The organism is Bacteroidota bacterium (assembly GCA_016706865.1).
GTDB lineage: Bacteria > Bacteroidota > Bacteroidia > Chitinophagales > BACL12 > UBA7236.
In genome coordinates this window covers 267,585-290,503 of record JADJIS010000002.1, presented here as the reverse complement: position 1 = coordinate 290,503, position 22,919 = coordinate 267,585, and the positions used below count along the sequence as shown (strand labels likewise).

Here is a 22,919-nt window from a genome sequence, read left to right as displayed (position 1 = left end):
AAACGTTATTAATTCAAATTCAAAAAACCCAATAATTCATCATTTATGGGATCAACGGAAGGTGGAAATACGGCAATTAATTCACCGTCTTCATTAAGCAGAAATTTTTGAAAATTCCAGGTAATTGATTTATTGAGATCTCCGTCAAGTTCTTGTTCCTTAAGCCATTTAAATACAGGATTAATTGCAGCACCCGTTACTTCACTTTTTGCAGCTAATGGAAATGTAACGCCATACCGATATGAACAAAAATTCCTGATCTCTTTATTAGTACCTGGTTCCTGTTCCCCAAAATTATTGGAGGGAAATCCAACAACTACAAGATTGTTATTAAAACTCGTATACAACTCCTGTAATTGTCGATATTGTGTAGTGAATTCACAATCGCTTGCGGTGTTCACTACAAGCACTTTTTTTCCTTTGAATGCAGAGAAATCGATCTCTCCACCATCAATTGCGGGCACTTTAAAGGTATGTATCGTGTTTTCTTTGACCATTATACAATTATAGGCAAAATTAAGCCAAAAATGGTATTTTGAAACATTCTGAGGAGTCTAAAACCATAAACCACCTATCATTCCCAATTTTTTAGCAACCTTTGCAGTTCAATGTTTGTTATTCGAATATGAGAACTACCGTTTGCAGAAGAGCCACATTTAATGCGGCACACAGGTTATTTAATCCGGCTTGGGATGAGGAAACGAATGATCGTGTATTTGGTTTGTGTAATAATCCGAATTACCATGGGCATAATTATATTCTTATTGTAAAAATAACCGGTGATATAAATCCCGAAACAGGATATGTTATTGATCTAAAAACTGTAAAAGATCTTATTGACCAATTAGTGATAGAACCCTTCGATCACAATAATTTAAATTTGGATGTTCCTGAATTTAAATATTTAAATCCAACTGCAGAAAATATTGCAAAGGTAATTTGGGAGAAATTCCGCCATCATTTAGATGCTGCATTTGATATTAAAATTCAGTTATACGAAACGGAAAATAATTTTGTAGAATATCCGGGATAAATTTATACTATCCTCAATTTATTTTCATCACCCATTTTAAATAACATTACTCCTGCAATATTTTTACCCCGCATTTTCATTGCTTCGGCCATAACACCGGAGTATAAATTATCTATGGTTTCAGTAAACAGTTTTAACCAACGTTCAAAATGTGTGGCAGTTAATTTTACTTTTTCATTCAGTTTAAAGTGCGGTGCCATGGCATTTCGCGCATAAACAACGGTACCTAATACGGTAGCCTCCCAAAAATCGTACATAATGGGTAAATGTTCTTCCCAATTTACGTCAGCAACATCATTAAATATAAATCCGATAGTATCATCCAGTTTTACTTTTTCGTAAAAGGCATCAATAATAATTTTAATATCATCCCTGCTTTGAATATCTTTATTCAATTCCATTTTTTATGTATTCATTATTAATTCCGTATTGATCTTTATCCCTTTGGAAAAAATTTTATGTACCGGACACTTATCGGCAACAAGCAACAATCTGTTTTTCATTTCTTCGGTGATAGAAGAACCAAACCTTATTTTCCTGTGAAAGATCGTTTCTGTTTCTGAACTTTCCAATTCCACATCTACATCTATTTCCCCTATTTCCCATTTTTTTTGATCGGAATACATCCGCAATGTAATGGATGTACAAGCGGCCAAACTCATACATAATAATTCACGGGGCGCCGGACCAAGGTCTGAGCCGCCTTTTGCAATTGGTTCATCTGCAATAATTTCAGTTCGTCCATTGCTTAGCACTGTTTTATACTTATTATTTCCCAAATGAGATGTAACTAGAATTTTATCTTCCATACTTCCGATTTTAATTAATATTTGATAAAGGTATACACAGGAAAGGTTTTTGTTATAAAACATTGGTTAACAATGTTTATCCTTACATTAACCTTAATTAACTTTGCACACCAAATTTAATCGGGGAAGGCAATGTTAACTTTGCAACCTCGTGTTTTTTGAAATTGACTAAACTTATATTGCATGGAAACTTTGGCATCTGCTGAAATTAAAGAATTAAACGATCGTATCCACGAAGAAAGCGCATTTATTGATCTGCTGCGCCTGGAAACCTCTAAAGTAATTATCGGGCAAAAGTACATGATCGACAGGTTATTGCTCGGACTGTTATCCCAAGGGCATATTTTGCTGGAAGGTGTGCCGGGACTGGCTAAAACGCTTGCTATCAAAACCCTTTCGAGTGCTATAAATGCAAAATTTTCGCGGATTCAATTCACCCCCGATCTTTTACCTGCCGATCTTGTGGGCACATTGATCTATAATCAAAAAGACAATGTTTTCAGTGTAAAAAAAGGGCCCATTTTTGCAAATTTTATTCTTGCCGATGAGATCAACCGGGCGCCTGCAAAAGTGCAAAGTGCGTTATTGGAATCCATGCAGGAAAAACAGGTAACAATAGGTGATAAAACTTATAAATTAGAAGAACCTTTTTTAGTGTTGGCAACTCAAAATCCCATTGAACAGGAGGGAACTTATCCCTTACCTGAGGCACAAGTGGACCGTTTTATGATGAAAGTGGTGATAAATTACCCCACGAAAGAGGATGAAAAACTCATTATCCGTCAAAATGTTACCGGTGCAGAAATAAAAATTAAACAGGTAATTTCCCCTGAACAGATACTTTCAGCAAGAAATCTTGTTAAAGATGTCTATATGGACGAAAAAATTGAGAATTATATTCTAGATATCGTTTTTGCAACCAGAAAACCGGAGGATTTTAAATTAAATAAAATAAAACACCTTATTACATACGGAGGATCGCCCCGCGCTTCCATAAATCTGGCACTGGCAAGTAAAGCCTATGCATTTATAAAACGCAGGGGATATGTAATTCCGGAAGATGTGCGTGCAATTTGTCATGATGTATTGCGCCATCGCATCGGATTAACATATGAAGCCGAAGCGGAGAATATTACTTCGGAGGATATTATTTCGGAGATCCTGAATGTAGTGGAGGTGCCGTGAGAAAAATTGAAGGGGTTGAAAGGGTTGAAGTGGTTGAAAACGTTTTATACGGAGGAACTGAGGCTCTCGCTCTTAGCGCGGGTCTCAGTAAAGTACAAATACGAAGCAACCAATTAATAAATTACCAAACTAATAAATTACCAAATTGGAGAAGGCAGCGTTACTGAAAAAAGTCAGATCCATTGAAATAAAAACCAAGGGTATTTCTCAAAATATCTTTTCTGGAGAATATCATTCTGCATTTAAAGGTAGGGGAATGAGTTTCAGCGAAGTGAGAGAATATACTTTTGGAGATGATGTGCGCAATATAGAATGGAACGTAACTGCACGCATGAGTCATCCTTATATAAAGGTGTTTGAAGAGGAAAGAGAATTAACGGTGATGCTTATTATTGATGTAAGCCAATCGTCGTATTTCGGAACTCAAATTCAAATGAAAAATGCGTTGATCACGGAAATTGCCGCTGTATTATCTTTTTCTGCAATTAATAATAATGATAAGGTGGGGGTGATACTGTTTTCCGATCGCATCGAAAAATTTATTCCTCCCAAAAAAGGAAAGTCGCACATATTGCGTATTATTAGCGATCTGCTTGAAGTTACTCCCGCCGGAAAAGCAACAAACATTTCTCTTGCCTTGGAATATTTTAATAATGTGGTTAAAAAAAGAAGTATTGCATTTGTGTTCAGCGATTTTATGGATACTGCTTATGAAAAACCACTGAGAATAGCAGCACGCAAACACGATCTTATTGGTGTTCATATTCACGACAAAAGAGAAGAAGAATTACCGGATGTAGGTATTGTACGCATGTTTGATGCAGAAAAAAACGAGGTAAAGTGGGTAGACACTTCCAATAAAACAACGAGAGCTCATTATAAAAAGAATTTTATTGAAAATGTATCGCAATTTAAAACCACCTTTTCGAAAAGTGGTGCTGATACTATTAGTATAAACAGTGAAAAACCGTATATCAACGAATTACATAAATTTTTCAGGAAAAGAATAATGATGCGCTAATAAACTATGCGAAAAGGGATAGTATTTATATTATTTTTATTAATTACCTCCACACTACTGAATGCTCAGATAAGTGTGTCTGCCAAAACGGATAAAGCACAATATCTAATTGGTGATTACATTCGTGTACAATTAAATGTAACTGCCGATTCCACTTATATATTAGATTGGCCAAACGAAAATGGTATTACCACTTACGACCTTATAACAAGTAATCCCATCGATACTACAAGAATAAATAATGCATATCATTTAAGTCAGGAATTGGTTTACAGTATTTACGATTCCGGAATTTATTATCTTCCAAAAATTAAAATACCCTATAAAAAATTACGCGATACCGCGATGTATTATGCTTTTTCTGATTCTGTTTTGTTTACTGTTCAAACTATACCTGTAGATACCACATCCACAATAAAACCAATAAAAGAAGTAATTCAGGTTAAGGTAATTAATTATACATGGATCTATATTGCTGCGGGATTATTATTATTGGTGGGAATAATTTTAGTAATTTATTTCGTATTCTTTAAAAAGAAGATCCAAATAACAATAAAGGAAAAGGTGCCCACAATTTCTTATTATGATAAAACTATTCAGTTATTGAAGGAATTAGATGTTAAAAAATTATGGCAAAAAGATGATCTTAAAGAATATTATTCCGAATTAACGGAAATTATCCGTGCCTATATGGAAAAACGTTTTGGAATTAACGCATTGGAAAGCACCTCTGATGAAATACTTACACAATTAAATAATGTTGATGTTTCTGCACAGCAAACAGAAAATATTCGTTACATACTTGAATTAGCCGATCTTGCAAAATTTGCAAAATCGCGTCCATTACAAAATGAAAATATACAAGCAATGCAAAATGCCTTTGCATTTGTGGAAAGTACTAAACCGGTGGAACCAAAAATCGATCAAAAACAATGATGGATCTTATAAAAGATATTAGGTTTGAAGACCCTTGGTTTTTTCTGTTGCTTCTGCTTCTGCCGTTGTATATTTATTATTATAATAATCGGGGCAGAAAAAAATACGTGGAATTTAAAATTTCTTCTTTATCCGGATTACAAAATAAAAAATTTATCCCCGCAAAAATTAAATGGTTACCCATTCTTTTTGTGTTGAGGATCTTAAGTTTTCTCATGATCGTTATTGCACTTGCACGACCACAAACCGGTTTCAGCAATAAAAAAATATCCTCAGAAGGAATTGATATGATGTTGTCGCTGGATGTTTCTACAAGTATGTATGCAATAGATTTCAGACCAAACAGAATGGAAGCTGCAAAAGTTGCTGCAAAAGAATTTATTGACAGCAGGCCCGGGGATAGAATTGGATTGGTAGTATTTGCGGGAGAAACTTTTACGCAATGTCCTGCAACACTTGATCACGAATTATTAAAAACTCAGGTTGACAATGCCGATAATTGGTATTTACAGGATGGCACTGCAATTGGGGATGGATTATTTATGGCAGTAAACAGACTTGCGGATACAACTAATTTAAGCACCAAAGTAATTATACTTTTAACCGATGGTGTGAGAATGGGTGGAAAATTTTCGCCAATAGATGCTGCTAATGCTGCTAAACAATTAAATATTCGCGTGTATACCATCGGCGTTGGAAGCGAAACAAATATGCCTATTCCGGTTGTAGATAAAAACGGAAGAAGGGTTTTTGATCTTGATCCACGTATTTCATTTGATGAACCCACACTTACAGAAATTGCGGATATCACCGGAGGAAAATATTTTAAAGCAACATCAAAGGAAAAGCTTTCGGAAGTTTACCAAGAAATAGATACTATTGAAAAACAAAAAATCGACGTGGATATTACCCGCAGATATGATGAACAATTTTATCTTTTTGCTTTAGCAGGATTTATTTTATTATTAATTGAATTAATTTTAACACATACCATTTTCAGATCAGTAACTTAAATGAAATTCGAAAATAGTACATATTTATATTTATTGTTTCTGCTTCCGGCGGTTGTTGTGTTATTCTATTATTATATTTCATGGCGAAAAAAAGCAATTAAAAAATTAGGCGACGAACAACTGATCAATCGCCTCATGCCACAAAATTCATTAAAAAGAAAGTGGATAAAGATTACTTTGCTCATGCTTTCCCTTGCCTGTTTTGTTATCGGACTTGCAAATTTGCGTATGGGTTCCAAAAAACAAAAAATAACCGGAGAAAGTGCAGAGGTGATAATATGTTTTGATGTTTCGAACAGCATGCTTGCCAATGATGTAAAACCCGACAGGTTAACACAGGCGAAACTCACCACAAGTCAACTCATTGATAAACTTTCCTCCAATAAAATAGGACTGATTGTTTTTGCGGGGCAAAGTTATGTTCAAATGCCATTAACGCGCGATTCCAGAGCTGCACTTATGTATTTGAATACTATAAATACAGGAATGGTATCTTCACAGGGAACCGAAATTGGGAAAGCAATAGAAACGGCTTTGGTGGAATTTGAAAGTGGTGGCGAGGAAGGTTCCAAAAAAGGAAAAGCAATTATAATAATTACAGATGGGGAAAGTCATGATGCCAATGCCGTTGAAATGGCAAAAGAAGCAGCTAAAAAAAATATTAAAATTATAACCCTTGGCGTTGGTACTAAAAACGGTGGGCCAATACCTTTGAAAAATGGAAACAGGTCTGATGGATTTAAAAAAGATAAAGAGGGAAACATTGTACTTACCAAACTGAATGAACAAATTATGCAGGAATTAGCCACGGAGTCTAATGGTTTATATATGAATGTGAGTGAAGGAAGAAAGGTGGTGCAAAAAGTATATGAAGAAATTGATGCTTTAGATAAAACCAAGGATGATTCCTTTGAATTTTCTGAATATGCAAATCACTTTCAGATATTTTTGGGAATAGGATTATTATTGATGACATTGGAATTCTTTATATCCGATAAAAAACCGAAATGGCTTGAAAAAATTAATTTATTTGATGCGGAAAAAACCAATTAATATGAAATATACTGTAGTTATATTTTTATTATTCACTTCATCTTTAATGATGGCGCAAAAGGAAAATGTGGCCATTGACGAGGGGAATAAAAAATACACCGAAAAGGATTTCACCGGGGCTCAAAAGAGTTATAATGATGCCTTGCAGGTAAATCCCGAATCAGATGCGGGAAATTTTAATTTGGGAAATTCTTTATTTCAGCAAAAAGATTACGAAGGAGCTGTAGATCAATTCAGAAAAGCAGCAGAGAATACTACTGATCCGGAAGTAAGGGCTCAAGCCTATCACAACATGGGAAATACGTTATTGCAACAAAAAAAATATGAAGAGAGTATAAACGCATATAAACAAGCTTTGCGCAATAATCCGGAAGATGTAGATACAAAATATAATCTGGCCTACGCTCAAAAAATGATTCAACAGCAACAACAACAACAAAATAAAAATCAGGACGACAAAAAAGAGGATCAGAAAAAAGAGGAACAGAAAAAAGATGAACCACAGGATCAAAATAAGGAGCAACAACCACCAAAGGATCAGCAACAGGAACAAAAACAATCGCAACCAAAACAATATACTAAAGAGGAATTGGAGCGAATAATGCAAGCTCTGAATCAGGATGATAAAAATGTTCAGGAAAAGGTAAATAAACAAAAGGTACAAGCTGCCGGAGCTGAAGCAGAAAAAGATTGGTAATTATGAAAAAGATACTTACAACAGCTATTTTGATCTTGTGTATTGTGCAATTATTTGCGCAACAGGCATCCTTAAATGCAAGCGTGAGTAAATCGAAAGTTGCTTTAAGTGAAAGATTTCAACTGACTATCACATTAAATAATGGAGGTTCTATAAAAGATTTCCGACCACCCGCCATGGCAGATTTTATGGTTATGGGAGGTCCCAATCAATCGTCGAGCACCATGATAGTAAATGGAAAGGTTACATCCTCTACTTCTTATTCCTATGTGCTCCAGCCGAAAAATATTGGCAAATTTATAATCGGCGCGTCTTATGTAAAGGTGGACGATAAAACACTTTCTTCCCAACCCATTTCGGTAGAAGTTGTAGATAAACCCACCGGCACACAAAATACCACGACCGATCAAACAACAAAACAAAATGAAACTCAGGCTGATATTAATAAATATATCCAGGAAAATGTTTTGATAAAAACGGAAGTAAGTGATCAGGAAATATTTAAAGGGGAAGACATTACAGTTACGATGAAATTCTGTGTCAAAAAAAATTCTTCTATTTATGGATATAGAATTATGCAAGCGGTGAAGGTTCCAAAATACGATGGGTTTTATGCAACGGAAATTGAATTAAGTGAACAAGCCGCACAAACAGAAACTATAAATGGTGAAGTGTATGAAGTAAGTACATTCAAAAAAACCATCCTTACTGCACAAAAAGCAGGAAAGTTAGAAATAGATCCAATCACGCTTGATGGTTTATTTGGAGTTCAGGTAAAAAAACAAAAAACAAAATCTGGTGATCCCATGCAGGATTATTTAGATGATTTTTTTTCCAATCCTTTCAGTTCCGGAAATAAAGAAGTCAGAACTTCTGTATCCTCTTCCACTGTAAAAGTTAATGTGTTGGAACTTCCCCCAAATGCTCCTGCTGATTTTAATGGTGCTGTTGGGAAATTCAGCATGAAAACAGAGTTAAATGCAACATCCACAAAAACCGATGAGCCCCTTACCTACAGGGTAATAATAACCGGCAATGGAAATCTGGAATTATTTAATGCACCGGTATTAAATCTCCCTCCGGGTTGGGAAACATATGATCCAAAAACTTCCACCACCGGCAACACCAAAACTTACGAATATTTATTAATTCCAAGATCACCCGGAGAGTTTACCATACCTGCATATTCATGGTCATTTTTGGAGCCTGCAAAGAAAAAATATGAAACAATAACATCGGAAGAATATAAAGTAAACGTGGAAGCCGGTCCCGGATATAATCCCTCCGCCGGTAATTACGCAACAAACAAAGAAGATGTGGAGATGCTCGCCAATGATATCAGATATATTAAAAAAACGGGTCCGCATTATGAAAATGAACAAAATCATTTCTATGGAACCGGAGTATTTTATACCTTGCTTGGATTGCCGTTCATTGCAGGTTTTGGTTTATTTATGTTAACTGCAAAACGCAAAAAAATATTAAAGGATCATGTAGCACTTAAATATTCGAAAGCAAATTCCATTGCAAAAAAACGTTTGGTAAAAGCTAAAGAGTTTGTAACAACAAATAATGCAAAAGCATTTTACGACGAAATAATTAAAACGATGTGGGGTTATCTTGGAGATAAACTCAATATTAAACACGGTGAATTATCAAAGGAGAATATTTATGAAGTGCTTTTACGCCAACAGGTTTCAGAAAGTACTGCCAATAACACCCTGCAACTTTTAAACACATGTGAAGTATCGTTATTTGCACCACAACTGAGTTCTGCAACTTTAGATCATGTTTACAAAGATGCAATTGATCTTATTACTAAATTAGAAACAGAAATAAAATGATAAAACAATTTATTTCAATATTTTTCTTTTTTGTTCTTGCTTTTCCTTTATTTGGACAGACAGATAGTACTGATTCCAATATTGATACCACCACTTTTGTGTATGGTAATGTTATGTATGAAAAAGGGGAATATGCAAAATCCATACAGATATACGAAAATTTATTATCCCAAAACGGACCAAGTGCAACATTGTATTACAATCTTGGAAATTGTTATTATAAAACAAATAAACTCGGACCTTCTGTTATAAATTACGAACGTGCATTAATGTATGATGGCCACAATGAAGATATAAAATATAATCTCGAACTTGTAAATTTAAGGATTAGAGATAAAATGGATCCTATAAATGAATCTCTTGTTACACTTTGGTCACGCGAGTTTATTAAAATTTTTTCTGTTCACAGTTGGGCTTTAGGTTGTATTCTATTTTTATGGTTATCCCTCACCGGATTTGCAGTATATCGATACGCCAAAAAAAGATCATTTCAACGAAACGGTTTTTGGGGATTTGTAATCTCCTTTATCATTTTTATTATAACATTAGTTTCAGCAATAACACGAAATAATTACGACAAAAATTTTCAGTTCGCCGTTGTAATGGCTCCAAGCTCCATAGTTAAAAGCGAACCCAATGAAAGCAGCACCAATCTGTTTTTAATTCACGAAGGATTAAAAGTACAATTATTAGAATCCGATAACAACTGGACAGAAGTAAAAATGCCCGATGGTAATGTCGGCTGGTTGAAAAATGAGGATTTTGTGAGGGTGAGGGGGGAGTAGTGAGCAGTTAACAGTGGGCAGTGGGCAGTGGGCAGTTTGTAACATTGGAGAATTTCGCTTCGAGTGGAAACTTGACTGTGCATTATGAAATGAGGAATGAGTGATGCCCGCCCGGATGACCCGGTCGGACGGGAGTAATGAGAGTGATCCTCGTAAGCTGGATGTTTGATCTCCTAACGAATGAATCTCGACAATTTTTCGTGAATCGTCAATCGTGAATCGTGAGTCCGGTTTTTCGTAAGCCGGAACTTTTTCCTCCTGACTAATGACTAATGACAATGGGTGAATGGTGAGTAGGGAGTAGTGAGTATGATCATCGTAAGCCGGATCTTTTTCCTCCTGACTATTGACAATTGAGTGAATTATCCTCGTAAGCCGGATCTTTTTCCTCCTGACTATTGACTCCTGACTATTAAAATCTGCGAACTCCGCGAAATCCCTAAAATCTGTGATCCAAAACTTTACCTGCGATCAAAAGTGGAAAAAATTATACGCCACCATAAAACTAAAAAAACCCGTCAGATATCCGAGATATACTTCGCGTTCGGTGTGGGCTTTTAATACTAAACGTGCTGCTCCTATGCAGCCTGCACATAAAATAGTAATGATAAATATTCCGAGAGAGTTATAATGTGCATAAGGAAGTAAGATCATTATAGTAGCGATCATTCCTCCTGCTCCACTTGCATGCATGCTTACTTTCAGCACCAAAATATTGATCATGAAATTTAAAAAAACAGCGATGGTAGAAGCTAATAATATAAAAGTTATCTGCGGATAAAATTCTTCTTTATAAAAAACATAAAAAGCCCAGATATAAAAAAAACCTGCAGTGATATAGGGAATAATTCGTTCCTGCCGTTCATAAACCTCCACCGATTTAATAAACTTTAATGCAGCTAATAATAAAATGGTAAAAGCAGGAAAAACAAAAGTGAGTAACCCTACACGCAACAACATCAACATATTCATTCCCTGATCAGGATACGTAAATGGATTTGAATAAATAGCGTAAACTGATCCATAAAGAGGTAGCAGTAGCGGAACAAAAAGGATGGAAAAAAAGTGACCGAAGATCTTTTTTATCATAATTCCTTTCTTAACCTCGCCACAGGAATATCCAGTTGTTCACGGTATTTTGCCACAGTTCTTCTTGCAATATTATATCCGCGTTTGCGCAAATCTTCCATTAATTCCTGATCGCTTAAAGGAATTTTTTTATTTTCTGCTTCTATTAAACCGGAAAGTATTTTCTTCACTTCACGCGTAGAAACTTCTTCGCCCGAATCCGTAGATAATGATTCACTGAAAAAGAATTTTAAGGAGTAAGTTCCGAATTCCGTTTGTACATATTTACTATTGGCAACACGGCTTACCGTTGAAATATCGAGGTTTGTTTTTTCGGCGATATCTTTTAATATCATCGGGTTCATTTGTGTTTCATCACCCGTTAAAAAGAAATCGTATTGATGTACCATAATTTCATACATCGTACTCCATAATGTATGTTGTCGTTGTTTTATTGCATCAATAAACCATTTAGCAGCATCAATTTTTTGTTTGATGAATAAAATGGCTTCCTTTTGTTTTTTATCTTTTAATGCACTTTTTTTATAGTCGACAACCATTTCTTTAAAATCGCGACTCACATGTAATTCGGGAGCATTACGTGAATTTAATTTTAATTCGAGTTCGCCATTGTTATTAATAATGGTAAAATCAGGAATAATATATTGAAATGCAGCGCCGCCATCCTCTTTAGCCGACCCACCCGGTTTTGGATTTAATTTAATGATCTCGTTAACGGCAGGTTTTAATTCATCCTCCTCAACCTTTAAATGTTTTGCTAATTTTTCGTAATGTTTTTTCGTAAATTCTTCGAAATAATTCTCTACGATATTGATCGCCGTTTTTACACTTTTGGTATGTAATTTTCTTTCGAGTTGTAATAATAAACATTCCCTTAGATCACGTGCACCAACTCCGGGAGGATCAAATCCTTGTATCATATCCAATAATTCAATGATCTCCTCCTCCTCGGTAACAACATTTTGTGAAAAAGCGAGGTCATCAACAATTGCAGAAATTTCTCTTCTTAAATATCCGTCATCATCAATACTTCCCAAGATCTGTTGTGCAATTTTTTCACGGCGTTCATCCATATCGCACATACCTAATTGTTTGCTTAGGTTTTCGTGAAAGGTGTCGTTAATTGCATAAGGCACGGTTTTATTATCCTCGTCATCATCACCATAATTGTCATCCCTGGTTTTATAATCCGCCGTTTCATCGTCGTTGATATAATCATCCAGATCGAGTTCATCATTTGTAGCATCATCCTTTTCGTCACCTGCCTCCTCATTGCCCCCTTCTTCCTCGCGGAACATTTCTTCTGTGCTTGTAAGTTCTTCCTCTTCATTATCTCCTTCCTCCAGTGCCGGATTTGATTCCAACTCTTCCTTTATGCGCTGCTCCAATTGGTCGGTAGGCACTTGCAACAATTTCATTAACTGAATTTGCTGCGGCGATAATTTTTGTAATAATTTCTGACTAAGTCTTTGGTGTAACATTTCTTATTTATCTAACCCGCCCCAAATTTACCCCGAAATAATTTCTCTTTAAGTGTTTTTTCTATTGTATTAAAAGAAAAAATTGATTATTGAATTCAACTGCGCCTTGCTTCATCACCAAAAATTCATCGTAATTTTGCACCCATTAATTTTTATTATATGCGAATAGAAAAATTTCAATACATTCGGGAATTACATCAGTTTGAGGGAAAAGAGGTAACACTTAAGGGATGGGTGAGCAATAAACGCGAAAGCAAGGGGCTTGTTTTTATTATTTTGCGCGATGGAAGTGGATTTTCACAATGTGTGGTGGATGCTAATAAGGTAAATGCCGAGGTTTTTGAAGATGCAAAAAAACTTACCATGGAAAGTTCCGTCACCCTGGTAGGTTCCGTTGTTAAAGATGAACGTCAATTGGGGGGATATGAATTACAGGTTACCGGTTTAGAAATTATTCAGATCGCCGATGAATATCCTATCGCTAAAAAAGAACACGGAATTGAATTCTTGATAGATAATCGCCATTTGTGGCTGCGAAGCAAAAAACAATGGGCCATGATGCGTTTGCGCAACAGGGTAATTTTTGCCATTCATAATTTCTTTCAACAAAACGATTTTTTGCAAATGGATGCTCCTATTTTTACAGGAAATGCCTGTGAAGGAACCTCCACCCTATTTGAAACCGATTTTTACGGAAGACCAGCCTATTTAAGTCAGAGCGGCCAGTTGTACGGCGAATCTCTTGCATTTGCGCATGGTAAAATTTACACCTTCGGACCAACATTCCGCGCCGAAAAAAGTAAAACTAGACGCCATCTTTCCGAATTTTGGATGATAGAGCCCGAAATGGCATTTTATGATCTCGATATGGACATGGATCTTATCGAACAGTTTTTAAAATCGGTGGTTGCCGATGTTTTGGAAAACTGCAAAGAAGAACTTGAAATTTTGGAGCGGAACATCACATTTTTATCCAATGCAGTATCCTTACAATTCCCAAGAATTCATTATGATGATGCTGTAAAAATTATACGCGGAGAAAAGGATGTGGATGGAAAAAACAGTATTAAAACATTGGAAAATGATCTGATCGAACTAAAAGAAAAGATCACAACTTTAGAAAATGAAATTACAGAACGCGAAAATAAGATCAGCGGTGGTGCATTAAAACAAGGAGAGATCAACTTCAATAAAAATAAGATCGACACCTTAAAAAATGAGATAAAAGATCTGCAGGAAAAGGCGGATAATATTCCTCAATGGCTGCTTTCTGCAAAAAATTTCGAACATGGAAATGATTTTGGGGGATCTGATGAAACGGTATTAACAAGATTATTTTCTTGCCCGGTAATGGTCTATAACTGGCCGGCAGCTATCAAGGCATTTTACATGAAACGCGATCCTAAAGATCCGAGATATGTAAAAGGTGTGGATGTACTTGCTCCGGAAGGATATGGTGAAATAGTTGGTGGTGCAGAGCGTGAAGATGATCACGATATGTTGCTCGAACGCATCAAACACGAACAATTACCGGTTGAAGCATTCCAATGGTATCTCGATCTGCGCAAATATGGTTCAGTTCCCCATGCCGGTTTCGGCCTCGGCCTCGAACGTATGGTAATGTGGATCAGCGGAAGTCAGCATATCAGGGAATCTATTCCTTTTCCAAGATTTTACGGAAGATTGGAACCCTAGGGGTGAGTAGTGAATAGGGAGTGGTGAGTATGCCGAAGTCCTGATATTGTATCCTCCGAATTTAAACTTGGATCAATGAGTGATGAGTAATGAGTAATGAGGTCGACTGCCGATTATTGTATCCTCCGTAGTGAAATATTAATGTAGAAATCAAATTATCCTCCTAATCGAAGTAAACTCATTACTCATCACTCATTTTTCATTAATTTTACCTTCATGAACTCCATACCTACCGTAAACCTTGCTGATTTCACCTCGGGAGATAATACGAGGAAACTGAAATTTGTTGCTGAACTTGGAAAAGCTTACCAGGATGTCGGCTTTGTGGCTGTTCAAAATCATGGGATCGATCAAAAATTAGTTGACGATTTTTATAAATCGGTGGAAGATTTTTTTGCTCTCCCGGAAAATATCAAAAGAAAATATGAAGTTCCTGGATTAGCGGGACAACGCGGATATACCTCCTTCGGAAAAGAACACGCGAAACACAGTCAGGCGGCTGATTTAAAAGAGTTCTGGCAAATTGGCCAAACGGTGATTGACGGTGAAGTGGTTTCTGATAATTATCCCGAAAATGTAAAGGTTAGCGAGTTACCTGAATTTAATGATCTTGGATACAGACTATATAGAAGTTTTGAAAATTCCGGTCGTTTTTTATTGCAATCTCTTGCCTTGTTCTTAGGTTTGGATGAATATTATTTTGATGATAAAATTCACAATGGTAATTCTATTTTAAGAGCAATTTACTATCCGCCAATAACACAGGAACCTGCATCTGCAATTCGCGCAGAACAACATGAGGATATAAATCTGATCACTTTATTAGTTGGCGCAAGTGCAGATGGGTTAGAGGTGATGGATACCAACGGAAACTGGGTTGCAGTAAAAACCGCCCCAACCGAAATTGTAGTTAATGTTGGCGATATGTTACAACGCCTCACCAACAACGAATTAAAATCAACCACACATAGAGTTGTGAATCCTCCACGCGAAAGATGGCACACTCCACGATTCTCCATACCGTTCTTTTTACACCCTAAATCGGAAATGGACCTCACATGTCTTCCCTCTTGTATTACCACACAAAACCCGATCAATTACGAGTCAATCACCGCAGGAGAATATTTGAACGAAAGACTCCGGGAGATCGGTTTAAAAAAATAACCCTGGATATTAATAAACTTAGGTTTGATTTTATTTTTCGGTTAATTATTTAAACTTGTCACAAAAAATTTGACTATGCAATAATTCATACAATTGTAATAGCTATTTTTGGGTCATCAATATTAAACCATACAGTGTAAAACCTTTAAATTATAAATATGAAAAATCGAATACTCTTTCTTATCCTATCCATTGCAACAATTAATGCCTTTGGTCAAACCGGCTTTCATGCAGGATTAAATGCCGGATTCAACAGCGTTTGGATCGTAAACCAGAATATTTATGGTTACAAGGAGCTTGACTATACCAGAACCTTCGGGGTAGTTCCAGGTGTTGCTTTAGGATATAATTTTACGGATAATATGGGTGTGCAGCTCGAATTGAATTACGCGCCGGTGGGTCAGGATTATTTTGATGTGTCGAGCTCTTTTAGTCTGGCGGATGATGGTCAGGGCAAACGATTAAAAGTGGAAACCTTCCGTTATGTGGATCTTAATTATTTATCTATTCCAATTTTATTCCGTTATCAGTCTACCCGAGCAAAAAAATCAATTATTTCCTATCACCTAATGGTTGGACCAACAATTGGTTTATTATTATCAGCAGATCAAACATTTGAAGCGGATGTTTTTGATGATGGAAATATTATAACTCTGGATAATAGTATAATTCTTGATACCGTAGTTGCAGACTTTGCTAAAACAAGTGAAATTGAACCTGCGGAAGATTATTTTTCAAAATTGGACTTCGGATTTTCTGCAGATGCAGGAGTTGATATTTATATTAATGATAATCTATTTGTTACACCTGCAATAAAGGTATATTATGGATTAACAGATATTAATTCAGAACCAACCAGAAATGTGCAAGGTTATGCATCATCACATAATTTTTTTGGGGGAATTTATGTTGGGATACATTATATGTTTCCGGCAAAGGGGGATTCAAAATAGTAACTAATTAAATTATTATTATAAACCCTTGTAATTTATTGCAGGGGTTTTTTAATTTATGCAGAATAAAAACTGGATTAAAAGTTTTATACCGAAATTTCAGATATGGAATTATGGTTTACAATCTCATCTTTCGCAATCCAAATAATTTATCAATCATACTAATTTTCTACTAATTCCGAATTTAATATAATTAATATATCTTCAGGGTTATATCTAATTACCATATTTACGAAGAATGTTATTTATGCAAAAGAGACCGTGAAGGAATGAACGGATCATTTTAGTTTTACATAAGATAATTTTCAATATAAAATAAATGAATAAAAAAAACCGCCAGCAATTTCTGCATGGCGGTTTTAATGTTTGGTGAGATACTTATTCTACTATAATATTTTTACTCACTGCATTTCCTTCTGAAACAACTTTTACCAAATAAACACCCGAAGCATTTCCGGATATATTAACAGGCACATTTATTTCACCGGTTGCATTGGAAATTGTTTTATTAAATATCTGCTGACCTGTAACATTTGTAACGGTTATAATTAATTCTTCTACCGGGGTTGTATTTAATGAAATATTAAATTCTGTATTTGCAGGATTTGGATATACATTAAATGAATTTAAGGAAGAAATATCTCCTATTGCAGAACATACTTTTACTTCCACAGCAACAGATGCTCTTTCACTCGGACATGCAAATATTCCTGTTCCTGTTACATGCCAATCGTAGAAATAATAAAAACGACTTTCATCAAAACTGCTGTTTGTAATACTTACCAATCCGTCGATATTATAAGGATAATCAGTTCCGGCAGTACTGCGTTTTAAAAATGGAGAAATTTCTCCGAATGTATCATCATTAACAGCATCATTTGTTCCTAAACGATATCCTGTTCCTGCAGGAACATCAAAATTCAAATCGATAATTGTTGTTCCGGAAGGTATATCAATTAATAAAGATTCAACAACTACATCTGCAGCATTTCTTAATTCAATTTGACGCTCACCGGGATAATCAGTATAAACCTTTACAGAAGACAAAGTAATATCTTCATAAGCATCAAATATCTCATATCCATTATATGGAGAACCAGTACTGTAATTTGATCCTTCATGATCCACCTGACCAACATATGCATCTATATAAGTAATTGTTTCATCTATATTTTCTGCGTAAAAGGTTGTATTTTCAAAAAGATCTGCAGTTGTTAAAGTTGTTCCCGTTCCCAATAAGGTTCCGCCAATTGCAGCATCATACCAATTTACAACTCCATCGGCAGTTGCAGTTATCATTGCAGGTGATCCTGCACATACTGCTTCCACTGCAGCAATTGTTGGAGGTGTGGTTTCAATAAATTCTATGGTAATAGTATCGGTATATAAATCGCCACATTCACGTTCAACAAAACAATAATATTCACCAGATTCGGTAACAGTTATTGTATTAGTTGTTGCACCATTCGACCAGGTATAAGAAATTCCGATAGGAGAAGTACTTAATTCAATGGATTCACTTGCACAAATAGTTAATGTTCCGGGAGTGATCATAGATCCACCTGAATAGTTTACAGGTAATGAAGTAACATCTTCCGGTTGATCAGTTAATGTAAAAGGCACTGCACTCACATTGTTATTATCACTTTCTTCCAAATAATTTCCGTTCGGATCAATTTCCACAACGATATAATAATCGCCATTACAAACTCCTGCAGGAACTTCAATGGTCATTCCATCGAGGTAATAATCATAAATATCCAAGTAACCAACAGAAATACCCTGATTAGTAATAGCACAATTATAATTGCCACCACCTAATCCATAATTTTCAATATCGTTTGTGATAACTGTTCCATCATCCTCACGGCAATGACCGTAGTTTCCCGGCGAAGCACAATTTGCAAGATCCATTAAACAGAATCCCATTTTTGTTCCGTAACCAAGTATTGGCCATTCGGTAGGATCATCAACTCCATCAACTGGTTTTCGCAAAGTATATACTCCCCAATTATCAGTGTGAAAGTGACCGTGGTCGGGATGGTAGGTCATAGAACCGGCATTTTTATCCCAATATGTCATGGTAGAACCGTTTTTATGATAAATTCTTTGGTCAATTATTTGGTGAGGAGCAGATCCATCAGGGCATGTTTCCAAGCCTGTGGCATCTAAAATAGTATCACCACCACATACATAATAATCCGTGGCAACCACTCGCAATGGTCCGTGACCAATATTTGGAGTTCCAACGGAAAGCAGAATTTCACCCGGATTTTCGATCAGGGAGCCCGCTTCCATTAAAAGGTCGTCGGAGGATGTAATGTCCGGTAACAGGTCGCAATTGTTACCACCGTCCAAACAATCGCAATCTGTGGCATTAGTGGTGGTACATTGGCTTTGTACAACGAAAGGCGCTGCTGCCAATAATAAAAGTAAGATCTTTTTCATATGATTTTTTTGAATTTAGGTCGTGTAACGCTCAAATGGTGACGAAAGGTAGAGATATTTTTTTGGATAATCAAAATGAGGAGAGAGGAGAAAGGAGGGAGGAGTTTAAATTTCTTGCGAAATTTTATGAGATTTCAAGGTTTCTTTTCCTGATACTTGATTCCTGATACCTGATACTAAAAAGGAGAAAGGAGAGAGGAGAAAGGAGTTTAAATTTCTTGCGAAATTTTGGTGTTGTACCTTTAGTGAGACCCTCGCTGGGAGCGAGAGCCTCACTTTCACTCCCAGATATTTTTTCAAATTCCAAGGTTTGATTCCAAGGTAATGCGTCCTATGTCCGCTTTCCCATGTCCTATGTCAGTCCTATGTCCAACTTCCCATGTCCTATGTCAATCCTATGTCCTATGTCCTACTTCCTATGTCCCCTACTTGATCTCCCAAATCTCCGATCCTCTCAATAATTTATCAAGATCGGGAACACCTTTTCCTAAAGCTGCATTTAATTGCTCGGTCATCATATCTTCATAGGTAGGTCGAGCGCTGTTTGCATAAAAAATTCCGAAAGGGCGAGGAAGATGTCCTACGTTTGCCGGGTTGTCAAAAATGCGCGCTAATATTTGTGCTTTATAAATATCTGTTTCGTCGTGGATCCAAAGATCATCTTTTGAAAATCCTGCAGTAAGATCTACAGAAATTGGAGTAAATCCATCTAATTTAATTCCTTTATTATCTCCATCACCATAAACCAAAGGTTGACCGTGACGAACGAAAATATCATTTTCTTTTTTTGTTGCTTTTTCTGTAAATGCTTCAAAAGCTCCATCATTAAAAATGTTACAATTCTGATATATTTCTAAGAACGAAGTTCCTTTATGTGCATTTGCACGAATTAATGCTTCCTGTAAATGTGCGGGATCTCTATCCATACTTCTCGCAACAAAAGTTGCATCGGCACCCAATGCCAAAGCTGCAGGATTAAATGGATGATCTATACTTCCAACAGGAGTTGATTTAGCAACTTTTCCAACCGGTGATGTTGGAGAATATTGCCCTTTTGTTAAACCATAAATTTCGTTGTTGAATAATAAAATATTCACATTAAAATTTCTGCGCAATAAATGTATCATGTGATTTCCACCGATGGATAAACCATCACCATCACCCGTAACTATCCAAACAGATAATTCGGGACGAGCAGCTTTTAATCCGGAGGCAACAGCAGTTGCGCGACCGTGAATACTGTGCATTCCGAAAGTATTGGTATAATACGGAAACCGCGATGAACAGCCGATTCCAGACACCACCACAATATTTTCTCTGGCAATTCCTAAACCAGGTAAAACGGTATGTACTTGTTTTAAAATGGAATAATCACCACAACCCGGGCACCACCGTACTTCCTGGTCAGTTTGAAAATCTTTCGCTGTTAATTGAATCGTTTCACTCATGATATTTATTAATTTGATAATCTGGTAATTTATTAATTTAGTTCTGCCGGTAACTCAATTTTATGATGTTTCGTTAACCGGCTGTTAATTGGTACATCGGTACATCTTTTGGCTGTTCATCGGTACATTTTAATCAGCATATTCTTTAAGAATAACTTCAATTAATTCCGTACTCGTAATCGGTGTTCCTTTAATTTTATTATACGCAATTGCAGGAATCATAAATTTATCTCTGATCACTTTTACTAATTGTCCGTTATTAATTTCAGGAATAATTACTTTGTCGTAATTAAATAATATCTCTCCTAAATTTTTAGGGAAAGGTTTTATATAACGCAAATGTGCGTGTGCAATTCCTGTATAACCATCAGCTAATAAATGATTAACTGCACTTTGAATAGAGCCATATGTTGAACCCCATCCCAATACTAAAATTTTTCCTTTTTCAGGACCGCTTTCAATTTTTTGGAGTGGAATATAATCAGCGATGCGTTCCACTTTTTCTTCACGCAGTTTCACCATGAATTCATGGTTTTCAGGATCGTAAGAAATATTTCCTGTTTCCGCTTCTTTTTCTAATCCGCCAATGCGATGTTCCAATCCTTTTGTTCCGGGAATTGCCCATGGACGGGATAATTTTTCATCGCGTTTGTATGGTAAATAAGTTTCACCGTCTTCAATTGGTTTTGCAAATTCCACTTTAATTTCCGGAAGGTCTTCCGCTTTAGGGAATTTCCAAGGTTCTGCTCCGTTTGCGATATAACCATCACTCAAGAACATTACGGGGATCATATGCTGTAAAGCTATTCTGCAGGCTTCAAAAGCCGTTTCAAATGCATCACTTGCAGTTGCAGCAGCAATTACAGGCATCGGGCATTCACCGTTTCTGCCGTAAAGTGCTTGTAAAAGATCGGCTTGTTCCGTTTTAGTAGGCATTCCTGTTGAAGGACCTGCTCTCTGAATATTTACAACAACCAAAGGCATTTCCAACATCACTGCAAGTCCAATTGCTTCGCCTTTAAGTGCAATCCCAGGTCCCGAGGTAGTAGTTAATGCTAAATGACCACCAAAAGCGGCGCCTATTGCCGAACAAATGGCTGCAATTTCATCTTCCGCCTGAAATGTGCGGATACCGAAATTTTTATATTTTGCTAAAAAATGTAATATATCTGATGCCGGAGTGATAGGATAAGAACCTAAAAACAAAGGCAACCCCGATTTTTGAGATGCTGCGATAAAGCCCATGGAAGCCGCATCGTTTCCAATGATAGAGCGATAAGTTCCGGGATCTAATTTTGCTGCTTCTACCTTATAGCGGGAAGAAAATACTTCTGTGGTATCTGCATAATTATATCCAGCCTTTAAAGCTCTTAGGTTAGCCTCAAGTATATCCGGTTTTTTTGAAAATTTAGCAGTTAAAAAACGTTCTGTGGAATCCGTTGATCTGCTGTACATATAATAAAGGAATCCCAACACGAACATATTCTTACAGCGGTCTTTTTCCTTAACACCCATAGTGATATCAGAAAGTGCTTCGCGGGTAAGTTTTGTAACATCAATTTTTATCACTTCAAAACCTTCCAAAGTGCCATCTTCCAAAGGATTGGTGGCAGCATTGGCGAGACGCATATTTTTTGCATCGAAACCATCGGTATTTACAATAACGATAGCGCCTTTTTTAATTGCGGTAAGGTTCACTTTTAAAGCAGCCACGTTCATAGCCACCAAAACATCACACAGATCGCCGGGAGTGTAGATCTTGCGGCTGCTGAAATGTAACTGAAATCCCGAAACACCCGGTAAAGTACCTATCGGTGCACGAATTTCGGCAGGGAAGTCAGGAAAAGTTGCCAGATCGGAACCCAAAAGGGCTGTATTTGTAGTGAACTGTCCGCCGGTAAGTTGCATACCGTCACCGCTATCGCCGGCAAATTTGATCACTACGTCTTCAAGAACTTGAATTTCCATAATTTTTGAGAGAAAATTTGTGCAAAGGTAGGGAAAATGTACCAATGCCTGCCCGGCTTTTTTTTTGACGGGTACCGATGAAATTAATGTACCAATGCCTGCCCGTCTACCGACGGGAACAGCCGGAATTAGGAAACACCGGGAGATTTTAGATACAATTGGAAACAGTGACTGATTAGCAAATTAGCGGGAATGCTGGCGCATTCGGGATTAGCATCCGCCCGCTTCGCATTCGGACAGGAATTAGCAAATGGAGGAATTCTGCTCAGGTCATTATTTTTCGAACTCACTGAGGTG

Annotated in this window: 20 protein-coding genes; 12 read left to right on the top strand and 8 right to left on the bottom strand. The window is 36.5% G+C overall.

The window, feature by feature from the left end; translation table 11 throughout:
• Positions 1–8 precede the first annotated feature (8 nt).
• Positions 9–497 carry a glutathione peroxidase gene (locus tag IPI31_04405; protein MBK7567047.1) on the bottom strand — a complete coding sequence of 163 codons (489 nt, stop codon included), beginning with the start codon at positions 495–497 and terminating at the stop codon, positions 9–11.
• Between the two features lie 128 nt (positions 498–625).
• On the opposite strand from IPI31_04405, the gene IPI31_04400 reads away from it, so the two are divergent.
• Complete coding sequence (locus IPI31_04400; GenBank protein MBK7567046.1) at positions 626–1,033, top strand: 6-carboxytetrahydropterin synthase; 408 nt, start codon at positions 626–628, stop codon at positions 1,031–1,033.
• A 2-nt stretch (positions 1,034–1,035) separates the two neighbouring features.
• Here IPI31_04400 and IPI31_04395 read toward each other — a convergent pair whose 3' ends face one another.
• Complete coding sequence (locus IPI31_04395; GenBank protein ID MBK7567045.1) at positions 1,036–1,434, bottom strand: group III truncated hemoglobin; 399 nt, start codon at positions 1,432–1,434, stop codon at positions 1,036–1,038.
• 3 nt (positions 1,435–1,437) lie between these two features.
• On the bottom strand, positions 1,438–1,842 hold the full coding sequence (locus IPI31_04390; protein MBK7567044.1) for an OsmC family protein: 405 nt from the start codon (positions 1,840–1,842) through the stop codon (positions 1,438–1,440).
• Positions 1,843–2,025: 183 nt separating this feature from the next.
• On the opposite strand from IPI31_04390, the gene IPI31_04385 reads away from it, so the two are divergent.
• The 8 genes from IPI31_04385 to IPI31_04350 all read left to right on the top strand — a co-directional run bounded on the left by IPI31_04385 (position 2,026) and on the right by IPI31_04350 (position 10,376).
• On the top strand, positions 2,026–3,027 hold the full coding sequence (locus IPI31_04385; protein ID MBK7567043.1) for a MoxR family ATPase: 1,002 nt from the start codon (positions 2,026–2,028) through the stop codon (positions 3,025–3,027).
• 145 nt (positions 3,028–3,172) lie between these two features.
• Complete coding sequence (locus tag IPI31_04380; GenBank protein ID MBK7567042.1) at positions 3,173–4,048, top strand: DUF58 domain-containing protein; 876 nt, start codon at positions 3,173–3,175, stop codon at positions 4,046–4,048.
• Between the two features lie 6 nt (positions 4,049–4,054).
• Entirely contained in the window at positions 4,055–4,984 is a 930-nt protein-coding gene (locus IPI31_04375; GenBank protein MBK7567041.1) for a hypothetical protein, read from the top strand.
• Entirely contained in the window at positions 4,984–5,997 is a 1,014-nt protein-coding gene (locus IPI31_04370; protein ID MBK7567040.1) for a VWA domain-containing protein, read from the top strand. The genes IPI31_04375 and IPI31_04370 overlap by 1 nt, the downstream gene beginning before the upstream one ends.
• Positions 5,998–7,050 (top strand): VWA domain-containing protein, encoded by a 1,053-nt coding sequence (locus tag IPI31_04365; GenBank protein ID MBK7567039.1) that lies wholly within the window; start codon positions 5,998–6,000, stop codon positions 7,048–7,050.
• A gap of 1 nt (position 7,051) precedes the next feature.
• Positions 7,052–7,747, top strand: a complete 696-nt coding sequence (locus IPI31_04360; protein ID MBK7567038.1) for a tetratricopeptide repeat protein — start codon at positions 7,052–7,054, stop codon at positions 7,745–7,747.
• A 2-nt stretch (positions 7,748–7,749) separates the two neighbouring features.
• Positions 7,750–9,591: a protein BatD gene (locus IPI31_04355; protein MBK7567037.1), complete on the top strand. Its 1,842-nt coding sequence runs from the start codon at positions 7,750–7,752 to the stop codon at positions 9,589–9,591.
• Positions 9,588–10,376: a tetratricopeptide repeat protein gene (locus IPI31_04350; GenBank protein MBK7567036.1), complete on the top strand. Its 789-nt coding sequence runs from the start codon at positions 9,588–9,590 to the stop codon at positions 10,374–10,376. The genes IPI31_04355 and IPI31_04350 overlap by 4 nt, the downstream gene beginning before the upstream one ends.
• Before the next feature lie 471 nt (positions 10,377–10,847).
• Here IPI31_04350 and IPI31_04345 read toward each other — a convergent pair whose 3' ends face one another.
• Positions 10,848–11,465, bottom strand: a complete 618-nt coding sequence (locus IPI31_04345) for a hypothetical protein (protein MBK7567035.1) — start codon at positions 11,463–11,465, stop codon at positions 10,848–10,850.
• Positions 11,462–12,946: an RNA polymerase factor sigma-54 gene (gene rpoN / locus IPI31_04340; GenBank protein MBK7567034.1), complete on the bottom strand. Its 1,485-nt coding sequence runs from the start codon at positions 12,944–12,946 to the stop codon at positions 11,462–11,464. Before rpoN ends, IPI31_04345 begins: the two co-directional genes overlap by 4 nt.
• Before the next feature lie 159 nt (positions 12,947–13,105).
• On the opposite strand from rpoN, the gene IPI31_04335 reads away from it, so the two are divergent.
• The 3 genes from IPI31_04335 to IPI31_04325 all read left to right on the top strand — a co-directional run bounded on the left by IPI31_04335 (position 13,106) and on the right by IPI31_04325 (position 16,758).
• A complete protein-coding gene (locus IPI31_04335; GenBank protein ID MBK7567033.1) occupies positions 13,106–14,641 on the top strand; it encodes an asparagine--tRNA ligase in 1,536 nt (511 codons plus the stop codon).
• A 216-nt stretch (positions 14,642–14,857) separates the two neighbouring features.
• Positions 14,858–15,805, top strand: a complete 948-nt coding sequence (locus IPI31_04330; protein ID MBK7567032.1) for an isopenicillin N synthase family oxygenase — start codon at positions 14,858–14,860, stop codon at positions 15,803–15,805.
• Positions 15,806–15,963: 158 nt separating this feature from the next.
• Positions 15,964–16,758: a PorT family protein gene (locus IPI31_04325; GenBank protein MBK7567031.1), complete on the top strand. Its 795-nt coding sequence runs from the start codon at positions 15,964–15,966 to the stop codon at positions 16,756–16,758.
• A gap of 378 nt (positions 16,759–17,136) precedes the next feature.
• Here the strand turns inward: IPI31_04325 and IPI31_04320 are convergent, their stop codons facing one another.
• The 3 genes from IPI31_04320 to IPI31_04310 all read right to left on the bottom strand — a co-directional run bounded on the left by IPI31_04320 (position 17,137) and on the right by IPI31_04310 (position 22,622).
• Entirely contained in the window at positions 17,137–19,206 is a 2,070-nt protein-coding gene (locus tag IPI31_04320; protein MBK7567030.1) for a T9SS type A sorting domain-containing protein, read from the bottom strand.
• 425 nt (positions 19,207–19,631) lie between these two features.
• Positions 19,632–20,654, bottom strand: a complete 1,023-nt coding sequence (locus IPI31_04315) for a 2-oxoacid:ferredoxin oxidoreductase subunit beta (GenBank protein ID MBK7567029.1) — start codon at positions 20,652–20,654, stop codon at positions 19,632–19,634.
• A gap of 129 nt (positions 20,655–20,783) precedes the next feature.
• On the bottom strand, positions 20,784–22,622 hold the full coding sequence (locus tag IPI31_04310) for a 2-oxoacid:acceptor oxidoreductase subunit alpha (protein MBK7567028.1): 1,839 nt from the start codon (positions 22,620–22,622) through the stop codon (positions 20,784–20,786).
• Positions 22,623–22,919 lie beyond the last annotated feature (297 nt).

Excerpts from the sequence above, each read along its gene's own strand:
- IPI31_04405 (MBK7567047.1), bottom strand. The coding sequence starts at position 497 with ATGGTCAAAGAAAACACGATACATACCTTTAAAGTGCCCGCAATTGAT.
- IPI31_04400 (MBK7567046.1), top strand. The coding sequence starts at position 626 with ATGAGAACTACCGTTTGCAGAAGAGCCACATTTAATGCGGCACACAGG.
- IPI31_04395 (MBK7567045.1), bottom strand. The coding sequence starts at position 1,434 with ATGGAATTGAATAAAGATATTCAAAGCAGGGATGATATTAAAATTATT.
- IPI31_04390 (MBK7567044.1), bottom strand. The coding sequence starts at position 1,842 with ATGGAAGATAAAATTCTAGTTACATCTCATTTGGGAAATAATAAGTAT.
- IPI31_04385 (MBK7567043.1), top strand. The coding sequence starts at position 2,026 with ATGGAAACTTTGGCATCTGCTGAAATTAAAGAATTAAACGATCGTATC.
- IPI31_04375 (MBK7567041.1), top strand. The coding sequence starts at position 4,055 with ATGCGAAAAGGGATAGTATTTATATTATTTTTATTAATTACCTCCACA.
- IPI31_04370 (MBK7567040.1), top strand. The coding sequence starts at position 4,984 with ATGGATCTTATAAAAGATATTAGGTTTGAAGACCCTTGGTTTTTTCTG.
- IPI31_04365 (MBK7567039.1), top strand. The coding sequence starts at position 5,998 with ATGAAATTCGAAAATAGTACATATTTATATTTATTGTTTCTGCTTCCG.
- IPI31_04360 (MBK7567038.1), top strand. The coding sequence starts at position 7,052 with ATGAAATATACTGTAGTTATATTTTTATTATTCACTTCATCTTTAATG.
- IPI31_04355 (MBK7567037.1), top strand. The coding sequence starts at position 7,750 with ATGAAAAAGATACTTACAACAGCTATTTTGATCTTGTGTATTGTGCAA.
- IPI31_04350 (MBK7567036.1), top strand. The coding sequence starts at position 9,588 with ATGATAAAACAATTTATTTCAATATTTTTCTTTTTTGTTCTTGCTTTT.
- IPI31_04345 (MBK7567035.1), bottom strand. The coding sequence starts at position 11,465 with ATGATAAAAAAGATCTTCGGTCACTTTTTTTCCATCCTTTTTGTTCCG.
- rpoN (MBK7567034.1), bottom strand. The coding sequence starts at position 12,946 with ATGTTACACCAAAGACTTAGTCAGAAATTATTACAAAAATTATCGCCG.
- IPI31_04335 (MBK7567033.1), top strand. The coding sequence starts at position 13,106 with ATGCGAATAGAAAAATTTCAATACATTCGGGAATTACATCAGTTTGAG.
- IPI31_04330 (MBK7567032.1), top strand. The coding sequence starts at position 14,858 with ATGAACTCCATACCTACCGTAAACCTTGCTGATTTCACCTCGGGAGAT.
- IPI31_04325 (MBK7567031.1), top strand. The coding sequence starts at position 15,964 with ATGAAAAATCGAATACTCTTTCTTATCCTATCCATTGCAACAATTAAT.
- IPI31_04320 (MBK7567030.1), bottom strand. The coding sequence starts at position 19,206 with ATGAAAAAGATCTTACTTTTATTATTGGCAGCAGCGCCTTTCGTTGTA.
- IPI31_04315 (MBK7567029.1), bottom strand. The coding sequence starts at position 20,654 with ATGAGTGAAACGATTCAATTAACAGCGAAAGATTTTCAAACTGACCAG.
- IPI31_04310 (MBK7567028.1), bottom strand. The coding sequence starts at position 22,622 with ATGGAAATTCAAGTTCTTGAAGACGTAGTGATCAAATTTGCCGGCGAT.